Annotated in this window: 15 protein-coding genes; 7 read left to right on the top strand and 8 right to left on the bottom strand. The window is 70.2% G+C overall.

Annotated features, from left to right (window positions below; all coding sequences use genetic code 11):
* Nucleotides 1-9: 9 nt before the first annotated feature.
* The 4 genes from ASG80_RS07595 to ASG80_RS07580 form a co-directional block, all read right to left on the bottom strand.
* Nucleotides 10-1083: a low specificity L-threonine aldolase gene (locus ASG80_RS07595; RefSeq protein ID WP_056729572.1), complete on the bottom strand. Its 1074-nt coding sequence runs from the start codon at nt 1081-1083 to the stop codon at nt 10-12.
* A gap of 70 nt (nt 1084-1153) precedes the next feature.
* On the bottom strand, nt 1154-1714 hold the full coding sequence (locus tag ASG80_RS07590; protein ID WP_056729571.1) for a dihydrofolate reductase family protein: 561 nt from the start codon (nt 1712-1714) through the stop codon (nt 1154-1156).
* Nucleotides 1714-2184, bottom strand: coding sequence for an SRPBCC domain-containing protein (locus tag ASG80_RS07585; protein ID WP_056729570.1), 471 nt, complete (start codon nt 2182-2184; stop codon nt 1714-1716). Before ASG80_RS07585 ends, ASG80_RS07590 begins: the two co-directional genes overlap by 1 nt.
* A complete protein-coding gene (locus ASG80_RS07580) occupies nt 2177-2518 on the bottom strand; it encodes a helix-turn-helix transcriptional regulator (protein ID WP_056729569.1) in 342 nt (113 codons plus the stop codon). The genes ASG80_RS07585 and ASG80_RS07580 overlap by 8 nt, the downstream gene beginning before the upstream one ends.
* 158 nt (nt 2519-2676) lie before the next feature.
* Between ASG80_RS07580 and ASG80_RS07575 the strand changes: the two genes are divergently transcribed.
* Together ASG80_RS07575 and ASG80_RS07570 are read left to right on the top strand one after the other, a co-directional pair.
* On the top strand, nt 2677-3042 hold the full coding sequence (locus tag ASG80_RS07575; protein WP_056729626.1) for a cupin domain-containing protein: 366 nt from the start codon (nt 2677-2679) through the stop codon (nt 3040-3042).
* Nucleotides 3043-3149: 107 nt separating this feature from the next.
* A complete protein-coding gene (locus tag ASG80_RS07570; protein ID WP_056729568.1) occupies nt 3150-4127 on the top strand; it encodes an acyl-CoA thioesterase in 978 nt (325 codons plus the stop codon).
* A 16-nt stretch (nt 4128-4143) separates the two neighbouring features.
* On the opposite strand, the gene ASG80_RS07565 is transcribed toward ASG80_RS07570, so the two are convergent.
* Complete coding sequence (locus tag ASG80_RS07565) at nt 4144-5418, bottom strand: RNA polymerase sigma factor (RefSeq protein WP_056729567.1); 1275 nt, start codon at nt 5416-5418, stop codon at nt 4144-4146.
* Complete coding sequence (locus tag ASG80_RS07560; protein WP_056729566.1) at nt 5418-5750, bottom strand: YciI family protein; 333 nt, start codon at nt 5748-5750, stop codon at nt 5418-5420. Before ASG80_RS07560 ends, ASG80_RS07565 begins: the two co-directional genes overlap by 1 nt.
* Nucleotides 5751-5857: 107 nt before the next feature.
* On the opposite strand from ASG80_RS07560, the gene ASG80_RS07555 reads away from it, so the two are divergent.
* Nucleotides 5858-6373, top strand: coding sequence for an emopamil-binding family protein (locus ASG80_RS07555; protein WP_056729565.1), 516 nt, complete (start codon nt 5858-5860; stop codon nt 6371-6373).
* An 18-nt stretch (nt 6374-6391) separates the two neighbouring features.
* Here the strand turns inward: ASG80_RS07555 and ASG80_RS07550 are convergent, their stop codons facing one another.
* The gene (locus tag ASG80_RS07550) at nt 6392-6670 is read right to left on the bottom strand and encodes a PLDc N-terminal domain-containing protein (RefSeq protein ID WP_369816233.1); all 279 of its coding nucleotides are present in this window, start codon (nt 6668-6670) and stop codon (nt 6392-6394) included.
* A 104-nt stretch (nt 6671-6774) separates the two neighbouring features.
* On the opposite strand from ASG80_RS07550, the gene ASG80_RS07545 reads away from it, so the two are divergent.
* The 3 genes from ASG80_RS07545 to ASG80_RS07535 are packed head-to-tail and all read left to right on the top strand — an operon-like array spanning nt 6775 to nt 10301.
* Nucleotides 6775-7140, top strand: coding sequence for a UBP-type zinc finger domain-containing protein (locus ASG80_RS07545; protein ID WP_056729564.1), 366 nt, complete (start codon nt 6775-6777; stop codon nt 7138-7140).
* A gap of 37 nt (nt 7141-7177) precedes the next feature.
* Nucleotides 7178-8581, top strand: coding sequence for an FAD-binding oxidoreductase (locus tag ASG80_RS07540; RefSeq protein WP_056729563.1), 1404 nt, complete (start codon nt 7178-7180; stop codon nt 8579-8581).
* Between the two features lie 10 nt (nt 8582-8591).
* Nucleotides 8592-10301 (top strand): SulP family inorganic anion transporter, encoded by a 1710-nt coding sequence (locus tag ASG80_RS07535; RefSeq protein WP_082589899.1) that lies wholly within the window; start codon nt 8592-8594, stop codon nt 10299-10301.
* A 76-nt stretch (nt 10302-10377) separates the two neighbouring features.
* Here ASG80_RS07535 and ASG80_RS07530 read toward each other — a convergent pair whose 3' ends face one another.
* Nucleotides 10378-10764: a phage holin family protein gene (locus ASG80_RS07530; protein WP_056729562.1), complete on the bottom strand. Its 387-nt coding sequence runs from the start codon at nt 10762-10764 to the stop codon at nt 10378-10380.
* A 120-nt stretch (nt 10765-10884) separates the two neighbouring features.
* Between ASG80_RS07530 and ASG80_RS07525 the strand changes: the two genes are divergently transcribed.
* Nucleotides 10885-12234 carry an MFS transporter gene (locus ASG80_RS07525; protein WP_082589897.1) on the top strand — a complete coding sequence of 450 codons (1350 nt, stop codon included), beginning with the start codon at nt 10885-10887 and terminating at the stop codon, nt 12232-12234.
* The last annotated feature ends 116 nt before the right edge of the window (nt 12235-12350 follow it).

The raw sequence follows: 12350 nt of genomic DNA, 5'->3' as shown, positions 1-12350 counted from the left end.
GGTCGGGCGCTACGCCCGGGCGAGCTCCTCGCGGATCCCCGCCACGAACGCGTCGATGTCCTCCTCGCTCGTGTCGAACGAGCACATCCAGCGCACCTCCCCGCGTGCGGCATCCCAGTCGTAGAAGCGGAACCGCTCGCGCAGCCGGTCGGCGACGCCCTGCGGCAGTGTCGCGAACACGCCGTTCGACTGCGTCTCCTGCGTGAAGCCGAGGCCGTGCAGGTCGCCCGCGGCGATGCCCGCGTCGAGCGCGTCGCGCAGGCGGCGCGCCATGGCGTTCGCATGCGAGGCGCTGCGCAGCCACAGGTCGCCCTCGAGCAGCGCGATGAGCTGCGCGGAGACGAACCGCATCTTCGAGGCGAGCTGCATGTTCAGCTTGCGCAGGTACTTCAGGCCCTCGGATGCCGCAGGGTTCAGCACCACGATCGCCTCGGCGCCGAGCGCGCCGTTCTTGGTGCCGCCGAAGCTCAGCACGTCGACGCCGACGTCGCGTGTGAAGGCGCGGAGCGGGAGTCCGAGCGACGCGGCCGCGTTGGAGAGGCGCGCGCCGTCGAGGTGCAGCTTCATGCCGCGCTCGTGCACGTGGTCGGCGATCGCACCGATCTCATCGACCGTGTACGCGGTGCCGAGCTCGGTGGTCTGCGTGATCGACACGACGAGCGGCTGCGCGCGGTGCTCGTCGCCCCAGCCCCACGCCTCGCGGTCGATGAGCTCGGGGGTGAGCTTGCCATCGGGCGTCGGCAGCGTAAGGAGCTTCATCCCGCCGACGCGCTCAGGAGCCCCGCCCTCGTCGGAGTTGATATGCGCGGTCGATGCGGAGATGACCGCGCCCCAGCGCGGAAGCATCGATTGGAGCCCCGTGACGTTCGCGCCCGTGCCGTTGAACACGGGGAAGGCCTCGACGCCCTGGCCGAAGTGCTGCGCGAACACCTGCTGCAGGCGCTCGGTGTAGACGTCTTCGCCGTAGGCGACCTGGTGGCCGTCGTTCGCGGCCGCGATCGCCGCGAGGATCTCGGGATGCACGCCCGAATAGTTGTCGGAGGCGAAGCCGCGGAGGGTGGTGTCGTGGAGCTGATCGGTCACCGAACCATCCTCCCATCCGTCAGGCGGAGCCGGGCTCGGCCGAATCCCGCTCCGCCGAGCCCGATGCCGCTCAGCGCACCAGGTAGGTGAGGCCGACGTGCCCGCTCGGGTGCGACACGACGTGGTCGAGCGCGAGCCGCCGCTCGCCGAGGTCGGCGGGCGTGAACGGGCGACCGGCGCCGATCAGCACGGGCACGATCCGCAGGCGCAGCTCGTCGACGAGGCCGGCGCGGAAGAGCGCGTCGGCGAGGGTGAGGCTGCCCCAGACCACGATCCCCGCATGGCGCTCCTTGAGCGCGGCGACCGATGTCGCGCCGTCGCCGCTGAGGATCTCGATCGAGCCGTCGCCCCATGGGGCCGCCGTCAGTCCGTTCGACACGACGAACTTCGGCAGCCGATTGATGGGCTCTGCGACCCGTTCGACCTCGGGGTCGGCGGTCGGCCAGTACCCCGCGAACATCCGGTAGGTGTTCGCTCCGAGCAGGATGGCGTCGATGTGCTCGAGGAACGCGAGTTGGTCGGCATCGTTCGCGTCGACCTCGTCGACGGCCTCGAAGAAGTCGATGCCGCCGTCGGAGTCGGCGGCGTACCCGTCGACGCTCACGATCTGCTCGACGGTGAGCCGGCCCATCAGGCGCTCCCTCCAGCGAGCTGCTCCGCGAGCACGTCGAAGGCGGAATCCCATCCGTCGTACACGTCGCCGTCGCCGGGCTCGCCCGCCCATCCGACGAGGTGGAACCGCATCTCGGTGCGGTCCTCGGGCAACTCGCGAAGCTCCACCGTGATGACGGGCGCCTCCTCGTCGGGGTCGCCGGGCGACGCCCAGGTGAACACGAGCCGCTCGGGAGGGGTGACCTCGCGGTAGACGCCGGCCGTCGGGTACTCCTCACCGTCGGCGGGGTTCACCATCGTGTAGGCGTAGCGGCCGCCGACGCGGACGTCGACGGCGACGCTGCCCGGCTTGATCTCGATGCCGCGCGGGTGCCACCACGCGGCGGCGTCCGCCTCGGTCGTCCACGCCTGCCAGACGAGGTCGCGGGGTGCGTCGAAGACGCGGGTGATCGTGAACTGCTTCATTCCGGTGGCGGTCTGCTCAGGCATCCGTCTGTCCCTTCAGCTCGCGGAGTCGCTCGTCGAGCAGGTCGAAACGCTCGTTCCACTCGTCGCGGTGCCGTTCGACCCAGGCGGATGCCTCGTCGAGCGGCTCCGTTCGGAGGGTGCACCGGCGCCACTGCGCATCGGCGGTGCGTTCGATGAGGCCGGCGCGCTCGAGCACCTTCAGGTGCTGCGAGATCGCGGGGCGGCTCATCGCGAACGGCTCGGCCAGCTCCCCGACGGTCGTCGGCCCGCTGCGGAGGCGCGAGATGATCGCGCGCCGCGTCGGATCGGCGAGCGCCTGGAATACGAGGCTGAGCTCGTCCGCGGCACCTGCCATGTAAGCAACTCCTTATTTAATGATGTGCTTAACTGTAGGCACGAGCGGATGCCGCGTCAACCCCCTCCCTGGACGAGTTGAAGCCGAAGATGCGCAAACCCCTGCCAATTCGCGCGATGGGCATCAACTCCGAAGGCACGCCCGTCGAGAATCGAGGGATGAGCGCAGAGGTACGAAACCTGCAGGCCGCACTCGACTCGTTCTCTGAGCCATGGCAGCCCCGACGACTCGTGAGTGTGAACGACTACGACGTCAAGGTGGTGAAGCTCCTCGGCGAGTTCACGTGGCACAGTCACCCCGACACCGATGAGCTCTTCATGGTGATCTCGGGACGGCTCGTGATCCAGCTCCGCGACGGGGACGTCGAGCTCGCACCGGGCGACGTCTACGTCGTGCCGCGCGGCGTCGAGCACTGTCCGCGCGCCGACGCGGAGGTCTCGGCGATCCTCATCGAGCCCCAGGGCACCGTGAACACCGGCGACGCGCCGAGCGAGCGCACGACGCAACTGCGCGAGCTGGACTGATCACGTGTCGCACGCGAGTGCGGCATCCTTTGCTCAACATGAAAGAACCCCGGTTCTTTCACTCGAGATTCGCGTCAAAACCGTGGGCACGCTGCGATCCTGTCAAGATGAAGGACCGGATCACGCTGCGCTTCCTCGCCTCTCCACAGGACTCGGCCGCGGGCGGCACGACGGTCGCCGCCGGCCGCGTCCTCGAGTGGATCGACAAGGCCGGCTACGCGTGTGCGGTCGGCTGGAGCGGGTCGTACTGTGTCACCGCGTACGTCGGCAACGTCCAGTTCACCGCGCCGATCACCGCGGGCGACCTGGTGGAGGCGCACGCGCGCATCATCCACACGGGCCGCACGAGCATGCAGGTGCTGGTCGTGATCGAAGCGGCCGACGTGCAGAGCCGGGCGTACGTGCCCGCCACGCATTGCATCCTGGTGTTCGTCGCGGTCGACGATGACGGGATGCCGCGCGAGGTCCCCCGGTGGACGCCGTCGACCGACACCGACCGCATCCTGAACGAGCGAGCCGAGCAGCGCCTCGCCGCCCGACGGGAGATCCGCGACGCCATGATGGAGCAGCACTACACCCATGAGGGGACGACCCCGCAGACCGTCTTCCGCTTCCTCGCCGCGCCGAGCGCCGCCAACTGGGGCGGCAATGCGCACGGAGGAACGGTCATGGGATGGATCGACGAGGCGGCGTACGCCTGTGCAGCCGGCTGGTCCTCCACCGCCGCCAGGGCCGTGTACTCGGGCGGCATCCACTTCTTCCGTCCCATCCGCATCGGGCACATCGTGGAGGTCGATGCGAGGCTCATCCACGCCTGGGCGGGGCGCATGCACATCGCCGTGCGCGTGCGGTCGGGCTCGCCTCGGACTCCGGAGGCCCTCGAGCTGACCACGCAGTGCGTGAGCATCTTCGTCGATCCCGGGCCCGACGGTCGCGCTCGGCCGGTCGATCCGCTCGAACTCCGCTCGGCCGAGGACCGTCGCCTCGACCGGCACGCTCGCGACCTCATCCGGATGCGGGAGCGCCTCGAGGCGCTCCCGGTCGACATGCTGCCCGTCGATGCCGTGCCCGTCGGCGCGCCGTAGCGTCCTCCGCCGTCGATCAGCTCGTCGAGTCCATGGTCTCGAGGCGCCGTCGCAGGAAGTCCTGCTCCGCCGCGTTGTCCGTGAGGATGATCGCCTCCTCGTACGCGAGTCGCGCCTCCCGCGAGCGGCCGAGCCGCTGGAGCATGTCTGCGCGGGCCGCGGCGAGGTAGGGATACCGGGCGAGCCGCGGATCGGCCGCAAGATCGTCGAGCTCGACGAGCGCCTCGGCCGGCCCCACCGCGAAGCCGAGCGCTATCGCGCGGTTCAGCCGGACGACCGGGGAGACCCAGATCTCGGCCAGCAGGTCGTAGAGACCGAGGATCTCGCCCCAGTCCGTGGCGGACCACGACGGGCTCTCGTCGTGCACCGCTGCAATCGCCGCCATCAGGGCGAAACGCCCTGGTGGTCGGGCGCGCAGGGCCTCGCGCACCAGGGTCGTGCCCTCCGCGATCCCCCGCTGATTCCAGCGCGAGCGGTCCTGATCCTCCATGAGCACGAGGTCGCCCGCGGTGTCCACTCGAGCGTCACGTCGCGCCTCGGTGAGCACGACGAGCGCGAGCAATCCCGCGACATCCGGGTCGTCCGGAAGCAGCGCACGCAGGAGGCGGGCGAGTTCGTGGCCGCGCTCCGCGAGATCGCGGGGCATGAGGTCCGCCCCGAATGGCGCGGTGTGCCCGGTCGTGTAGACGAGATGCACGACCGAGAGCACCCCGTCGAGTCGTGGGCCGAGCTCCCGGGCGTCGGGCACTCGGTACGGGATCCCCGCCGTCGCGATCTTCTTCTTCGCCCTGGTGATGCGGGCCGCCATCGTCGGCTCGGGCACGAGGAACGCGCGCGCGACATCCGCCGTCGACAGCCCGCAGAGGAGACGAAGGGTGAGCGCGACCTGCGTGTCGACCGCGAGGGCCGGGTGGCAGCACGTGAAGATCAGGGCGAGCCGGTCGTCGGGGATCGCCGCAGCGGCGTCCGCCTGCTCGTCGACCGGCGGGGGTTCGGGCTCGACGAGCTTCGGCAGCGCACGGCGGGCGGTCGCCTCGCGGCGCAGCAGGTCGAGCGCGCGTCGGCGAGCAGCGGTCGTGAGCCACGCACCGGGATTCGACGGGATGCCGCGGGCTCCCCATGTGGCGAGCGCACTCGCGTACGCGTCCTGCACGGCCTCCTCGGCGGTGTCGATGTCGCCGGCGACGCGCACGGTGGCCGCCAGCACGAAGGCCCACTCGCGCCGGTGGGCCTCCGCGACAGCGGCGGCGACCTCGGCGGAGGCTGCCTTCGGGCTGGCGCCCTCGGGCATCAGCTCGCCAGCCGCACCGGCCGTACCTCGACGCCCGCTCCCGCCGGAACATCCTTGGCGATCTCGAGCGCTGCGTCGAGGTCGGCCGCCTCGATCAGGAAGTACCCGCCGACCACCTCCTTCGACTCGGCGAAGAGGCCGTCGGTCACACTGACCCCGCCATCGTCGTCGCGACGAATGGAGGTGCCGGTGGCGGGCGACTCGAGCGCGACACCGCCGAGCAGTGCACTCGCGTGGCGATCCATGAACTCGCGGTAGGCGGGGTTCACGGTCTCCCCTGCGGACTGCGCTGCTGACTCGTCCTGGAAGATCAGGATCAGGTACTTCGACATGTCGTCATCCTCTCGTGCGCGGCACGTGGATCATGCCGTCACCATATCGACGCGCTCGGGTGGCGGGCATCGACACGTGCGATGCATTTCATCTACGCTCTCGACCCATGACGGCTGCACCGGATCTCGCCTCGAACCTGCGCCTTCGCGACCGCCCGTTCGACTGGTTCTTCATCGTGGTGTTCTCGCTGTTCACCGTGACGAGCATGATCAGCGACATGCTGCCGACGCTCGGCGTGGACTTCTCGCAGCCGTCGCCGAACTTCCTCGTGAACGCCAACTGGTGGTACGCGCACGACGCCGATCCGCTGTTCATGGACCCGCCCGTGTGGATGCGCTTCGTCACCGGCCTGTCGGCGTTCGTCTACCCCGTCTTCTCCGTGCTGCTCGTGATCTCGCTCGTGAGGGGCTGGAACTGGATCCAGCTGCCGAGCGTGATCCACGCCACGATGATCGCGACGATCACGGGCATCATCGTGTTCGGGGTGGAGTTCGTCGGCGAGCCCGAGTGGGTCACGCCGAACCCCGTGAAATTCCTGGCGTTCAACCTGCCGTACGTGCTCATCCCGATCGTGCTGCTGATCCGCATGCGAAGGCCGCTGCCGTTCGCTCGGCGGTTCTGACGCGGAATCCGGGTCTCCCTACCTGTTGCCGTAATAGTCGTCCTGCGCGGTGTGCAGCGCTTGCCCGCCGCTGCCGCCGCCCATCCGCTCCGCCATGCCCTCCCCTCGGGCGATGATGTAGACGAGCCCGGTGATGAACGGGACGAAGACGAGGAAGAGGATCCAGACCGCCTTCAGCCAGCCGTTCAGCGTGTGGTCGCGGAAGATGTCAACCAGGATCGAGAACAGCACGATCAGGTACGCGACGAAGGCGAACGCCCAGAAGAACCACCAGAACAGATTCCAGAAACCCTCCATGCGCGAACCTCCGATGCTCGGTCGTGGTGCTGGCCACAAGCTACACCCGGGCGTCGTGTCAGGACGAGAGGACACGGTCGTCACGCGCGGCTAAGCTCGCTCGCATGACCGACGAGACCCCGGCCATCGATCCCGACGTGCCGCCGTCGAGCGAGGGGTGCGTCGAGTGCCTCGCCGCCGGCGGATGGTGGCTGCACCTGCGTCGCTGCGCCCAGTGCGGGCACGTCGGGTGCTGCGACAGCTCGCCCGAGCAGCACGCCTCGCGCCACGCACACGAGGAGGGGCATCCGATCGCGCAGTCGTTCGAGCCCGGCGAGGACTGGTTCTGGGACTATGCGGCGGGGCAGTCCGTGGCGGGACCGCCGCTCGCTGCGCCCGCCAGCCGCCCCATCGGGCAGGGCTCGCCGGCACCGCGTGGCCTCGTGCCGCCCGACTGGCGATCGAAGCTCCACGCGCAGAGCACAGGGTGAGTCGCATCCGTCGGCCGCCGAAGCGAGGAGCATCCGCATGACCGCAGCCAACGCCGTCGGCCCCGGCGCCGTCGTCGCAGACCTGCGGCGGATGCTCCGGCCCGACCAGGTGCTCACGGATGCCGCGTCGCTCGACGCCTACGCGCACGACGACGCCGAGTGGGCCCCGTTCGAGCCGCCGCTCGCGGTGGTGCTCGCCGAGCGCGAGGAGGACGTGTCGGCCGTGGTGCGCCTCGCGGCGGCATCCGGCCTGCATGTCGTGCCGCGTGGGGCGGGCACCGGACTGTCGGGCGGCGCGAACGCGATGGCCCGCAGCATCGTGGTCTCGCTCGAGCGGATGACCAGCATCGTCGAGGTGAACGCCGACGAGCGGTACGTCGTCGCCGAAGCGGGCGTGATCAACGACACGCTCCGCGAAGCGGTCGCCGCGCACGGCCTCTGGTACCCGCCGGATCCGGCGAGCTACCGCATCTCGACGATCGGCGGCAACGTCGCGACGAATGCGGGCGGTATCTGCTGTGTGAAGTACGGCGTGACCGGCGACTACGTGCTCGGGATGCGGGTGGTGCTCGCCGACGGCGACGTGGTGGCGCTCGGCCGCCGCACGGCGAAGGGCGTCACCGGGTACGACCTCACCGCGCTCATGGTCGGGTCGGAGGGCACGCTCGGCATCGTCACCGAGGTCACGCTCCGGCTGCTGCCGCTCGGCGGTCGCGACGAGCGAGCGGTGGTCGGTTCGTTCGGGTCCCTGCGGGCGGCAGGGGTCGCCGTCGCGGAGATCACGGCGGCGGGCATCGTGCCCGCCGCGCTCGAGCTCATCGACCGCACGTGCGTCGAGGCGGTCGACGCGTGGCAGTCGCTGGGGCTCCCACACGGCGTCGACACGATGCTGCTCGCCAAGGTCGACGAAGTCGGAGCAACGGGCGAGGCGCTCGCCGCATCCGTGGCCCGCATCATGGCGGAGGCCGGCGCGATCTCAGTCGCACAGGCCGCCGACGGAGCCGACGCCGATCGGCTGTTCCTCGCCCGCCGGCTCGCCTACCCCGCGCTCGAGCGACTCGGTCCGGTGCTCACCGAGGACATCTGCGTGCCGCGCCGCGCGGTGCCCGAGATGCTCTCGCGCATCCAGGCGACAGCGGCCGAGCACGACGTGCTGATCGCGAACATCGCCCACGCGGGCGACGGCAACCTGCACCCGCTGATCATCGCGCCCGAGGGCGACGACGCGGCGAAGGACCGCGCGAAGCTCGCGTTCGCCCGCATCGTCGACGACTGCCGCGCGCTCGGCGGCACGGTGACGGGCGAGCACGGCGTCGGGCTCCTGAAGCTGCCGGGCGCGCGCGAGGAGCTCGGGGAGCGGGTCATCGCGTTGCACGCCGCGGTGAAGCGTGCGCTCGACCCGCTCGGCACGCTGAATCCGGGCAAGGCGTTCCCCGAGTAGGGTTCGGTCCATGGGAGTCGCCGCGCCCCGCGAATCGTGGTTCGCCGCGAGGTTGCGCCGCGTCCGCGGGGTATTCCGCCGGGAGACGCTCGGGAAGGACGCGCTCGCGGGCGTCGTGCTCGGCGTCGAGAGCGTTCCCGACGGGCTCGCGATCGGACTGCTCGCCGGGGTCAACCCGGTCGGAGGCATCTACGCCTTCCTGTTCGGGATGGCGGGAGCCGCGCTGTTCACCAGCAGCTCGTTCATGGCCGTACAGGCGACGGGCGCGATGGCGCTCATCGTCGCCGACACCGACCTCGGCACTCTGCCCGACCCCGATCGCGCGCTGTACACGCTCGCCATGCTCACCGGCGTCTTCATGATCATCGCGGGCGTCCTCGGGGGCGGCCGGATGCTGCGCTTCGTGCCGACTGCCGTCATGGTGGGGTTCGTCACGGCGGTCGGAGTCAACATCGTGCTCGGACAGCTCACGAATCTGACCGGGTACGCCGGCCAAGGGGCGAACCGGCTCTTCAGGGCGGTCGACACGTTCGCGCACTTCTGGCTGTTCGACCTGCCGACGGTGATCGTCGGACTGGTCACGATCGCGCTCATCGTGGTGCTCACGCGAACGCCGCTGCGCTCGCTCGGCCTCGTGGTCGCGATAGCCGTGGGTTCGGCGCTCGCCGCCCTCTTCACCTTCGTGTTCGACTGGGATGTGCTGACCGTCGGCGATGTCGCCGACGTGCCGACGGGCCTTCCGGCTCCGGTGCTCCCGAGCATCGGCGACATCACGTACCTTGCGCTGCCGGCGCTCTCGCTCGCGTTCGTGGGCCTCGTGCAGGGCGCCGCCGTGGCGGGCGGCGTTCCGAACGCCGACGGGAAACCGGCGAACTCCGACCGCAACTTCATCGGCCAGGGCGTCGGCAGCATCGCCGCCGGAGTGTTCAGGGGCATGCCGGTCGGCGGCTCGATGTCGGCCTCGGCGCTCATCGTCGCAGCCGGCGCACGGACCCGCCTCGCCCTGTTCATCGCGGCCGCGGTCATGGCGTTGGTCATCCTCGTCGCGTCCGGTGTGGTCTCCCTCGTCGCGATGCCCGCGCTCGCCGGGCTGCTCATCGTCGTCGGCGTGCAGGCCGTCAAGCCTGCGCGGGTGCTGTCGGTTGCGAAGACGGGCCCGCTGCAGACGGCCATCATGGCGGTCACGTTCGTGCTCACGCTCATCATCCCGCTGCAGTTCGCGGTGCTCGTGGGGGTGGGCCTCGGCATCATCCTGTTCGTCGCCCAGCAATCCAACCGCCTCCGCGTCCGCCAGCTCGAGTTCCATGGAGACAGTCGGATGCGCGAGGTCGACCCGGTGCACACGTTGCCGCCCCACGACGTCGTGGTGCTGCAGCCCTACGGCAGCCTGTTCTATGCGAGCGCTCCCGTCTTCGAGGCGCAGTTGCCGAAGGTGGGGGCCGACTCCCGGGGATCCGTCGTCATCCTCCGACTTCGCGGGATCGACGAGCTCGGGTTGTCGTCCATCGCGGTGCTCGGCCGGTACCTCGACGACCTGGAAGAGCACGACTCCACACTCTGGCTCGTGGTCGCCAGCGATCGGGTCCGCGACCAGCTCGGGGCCGGCGGCCTGCTCGAACGCCTCGGTCCCGAGCGCCTCTACCGGAGTTCGGAGTGGATCGGCGAGGCGGTGCGCCGCGCGCACCGAGACGCGTTGGAGTGGGTGCGCCAGCGACAGTGACCCGCCGTCACCCCAACGGGTCGGCCTCGCCACGCGCGTCACCGGCCAGGACGACATGCACTGAGCCGCTGGGGCGTCAGCGCTGCTGCTCGGCCCCCCGAGGCCGCAGCAGGAACCTCGCTGCGAGCCAGCCGAGCAGCGCCGTCGTGAGCCAGACGACGACCGCGGCGAGGATCCAGGCGCCGACGTCGTCGAAGCTGAGGCCGTCAGTGAAGAGCGTCGCGATCCACAGCGCGAGGAACGTGGAGAGCAGTCCCGCGATGCCCGCGACGGTGGGCGACGATCGATGGAAGATCCGCTCGACCAGCCACTCGATCAATGCCTGCGCGATCGCGAAGACCAGGATCGCGACGAGGAAACCCGCAAGGTGGACATGGAACCCGGGTATGAGCAGCGACGCGAGGAACAGGCCGAGCGCGGCGGAGCCGACGAAGACCGCCACGCGGATGAGGAAGCGCACCATGCCCGGAGAGTATCGGCGGGGCCACCCCGGGTCAACGCACCGCGCCACACCGTCATCCACCCTTGGCTGGCGGCGTGCGCGGGAGCAAGATGATCGGGTGACGCAATCTCGGAGGTCCTCGTGAACGCCGCGGCGCGACGTGCTCCGACCCCGCAGAGCGTGCAGGCGGTGTACTACACGCTCATGCTCGGCAACACCCTCGCTGCCTCCTTCATCTGGGGCATCAACACGCTGTTCCTGCTCGACGCGGGCCTCACCAACCTCGAGGCGTTCGCCGCGAACGCGTTCTTCAGCGCCGGCATGTTCATCTTCGAGATCCCGACGGGCGTGGTCGCCGACACGCTCGGGCGACGTGCCTCCTACCTGCTCGGCACCATCACGCTTGCGGTGACCACCGTGATGTACTGGCTGCTCTGGGTGTGGGAGTCGCCGTTCTGGGCGTGGGCGATCGTGTCGGTGCTGCTCGGGCTCGGGTTCACGTTCTTCTCCGGCGCGGTCGACGCCTGGCTCGTCGACGCGCTCCACGCCACCGGGTACCGCGGCAGCCTCGAGACCGTCTTCGGACGTGCCATGATCGTGGGAAGCGTGGCGATGCTTGCGGGGTCCGTGCTCGGCGGCGTCGTGGCGCAGCTCACCAACCTCGGCGTGCCCTTCCTCATCCGCGGGGGCGTGCTCGCGCTCATGTTCATCGTCGCCGCCCTGCTCATGCGCGACCTCGGGTTCACGCCCGAGCGAGGCGTGGGGCCGCTGAAGGCGACCGGCAACGTGTTGCGGGCGTCGGTCCGCTACGGCCTCGGCAACCCGCCCGTGCGATGGCTCATGCTCGCCACCCCGTTCACAGCCGGCGTCGGCATCTACGTCTTCTACGCCCTCCAGCCGTACCTCCTCGAGCTCTGGGGCGACGAGGGTGCGTACTCGATCGCAGGGCTTGCGGCCGCCATCCTCTCGGGGGCGGGCATCGTGGGCGGGGTGCTCGCGCCGTACGCGCGGCGGCTCTTCCGCAAGCGCACGTCCGCCATCCTGCTTGCGACGGTGTCGAGCGCGGTGGTCCTCGTCGCGCTCGCGTTCACGACCAACTTCTGGGTGGCCATCGTGCTGCTCGCCGTCTGGGGCATTGCGTCGTCGATCGACGACCCGGTGCATCGCGCGTACCTCAACGACATGATCCCGTCGAAGCAGCGAGCGACCGTGCTGTCCTTCGACTCGCTCCTGGGCAGCGCAGGCGGCGCGGTGTTCCAGCCCATCCTGGGCCGCTCGGCAGACCTCGGCGGCTACAGCGGATCCATGCTCTGGAGCGGCGTGATCACCGCGATCGCCGCGCCGTTCGTCCTCCTCAGCCGCGCGCAGGCCGACCCGGCCGACACCGCCCGGGAGGTCATGCCGGCCGTGGTGACGGACGACGGTCCCGCATCGGATGCCGCGACGCGGGGCGACGGTCCGGCCCCGGATGCCGCGACGCCCCCGGCGTAGCGCAAGGAACCCGTCGCCTCGGTGTGACCCGCCCCCTTTCGGGGGACACGGATCGGCGTATAGCATATCCGGACACGCACTGGCGCCAACGACGCGCCGACGACGCCGGGAGGGGG

Source organism: Agromyces sp. Soil535 (genome assembly GCF_001428255.1).
Taxonomy (GTDB): Bacteria; Actinomycetota; Actinomycetes; order Actinomycetales; family Microbacteriaceae; genus Agromyces.
This window is presented reverse-complemented; position numbering and strand designations above follow the sequence as displayed.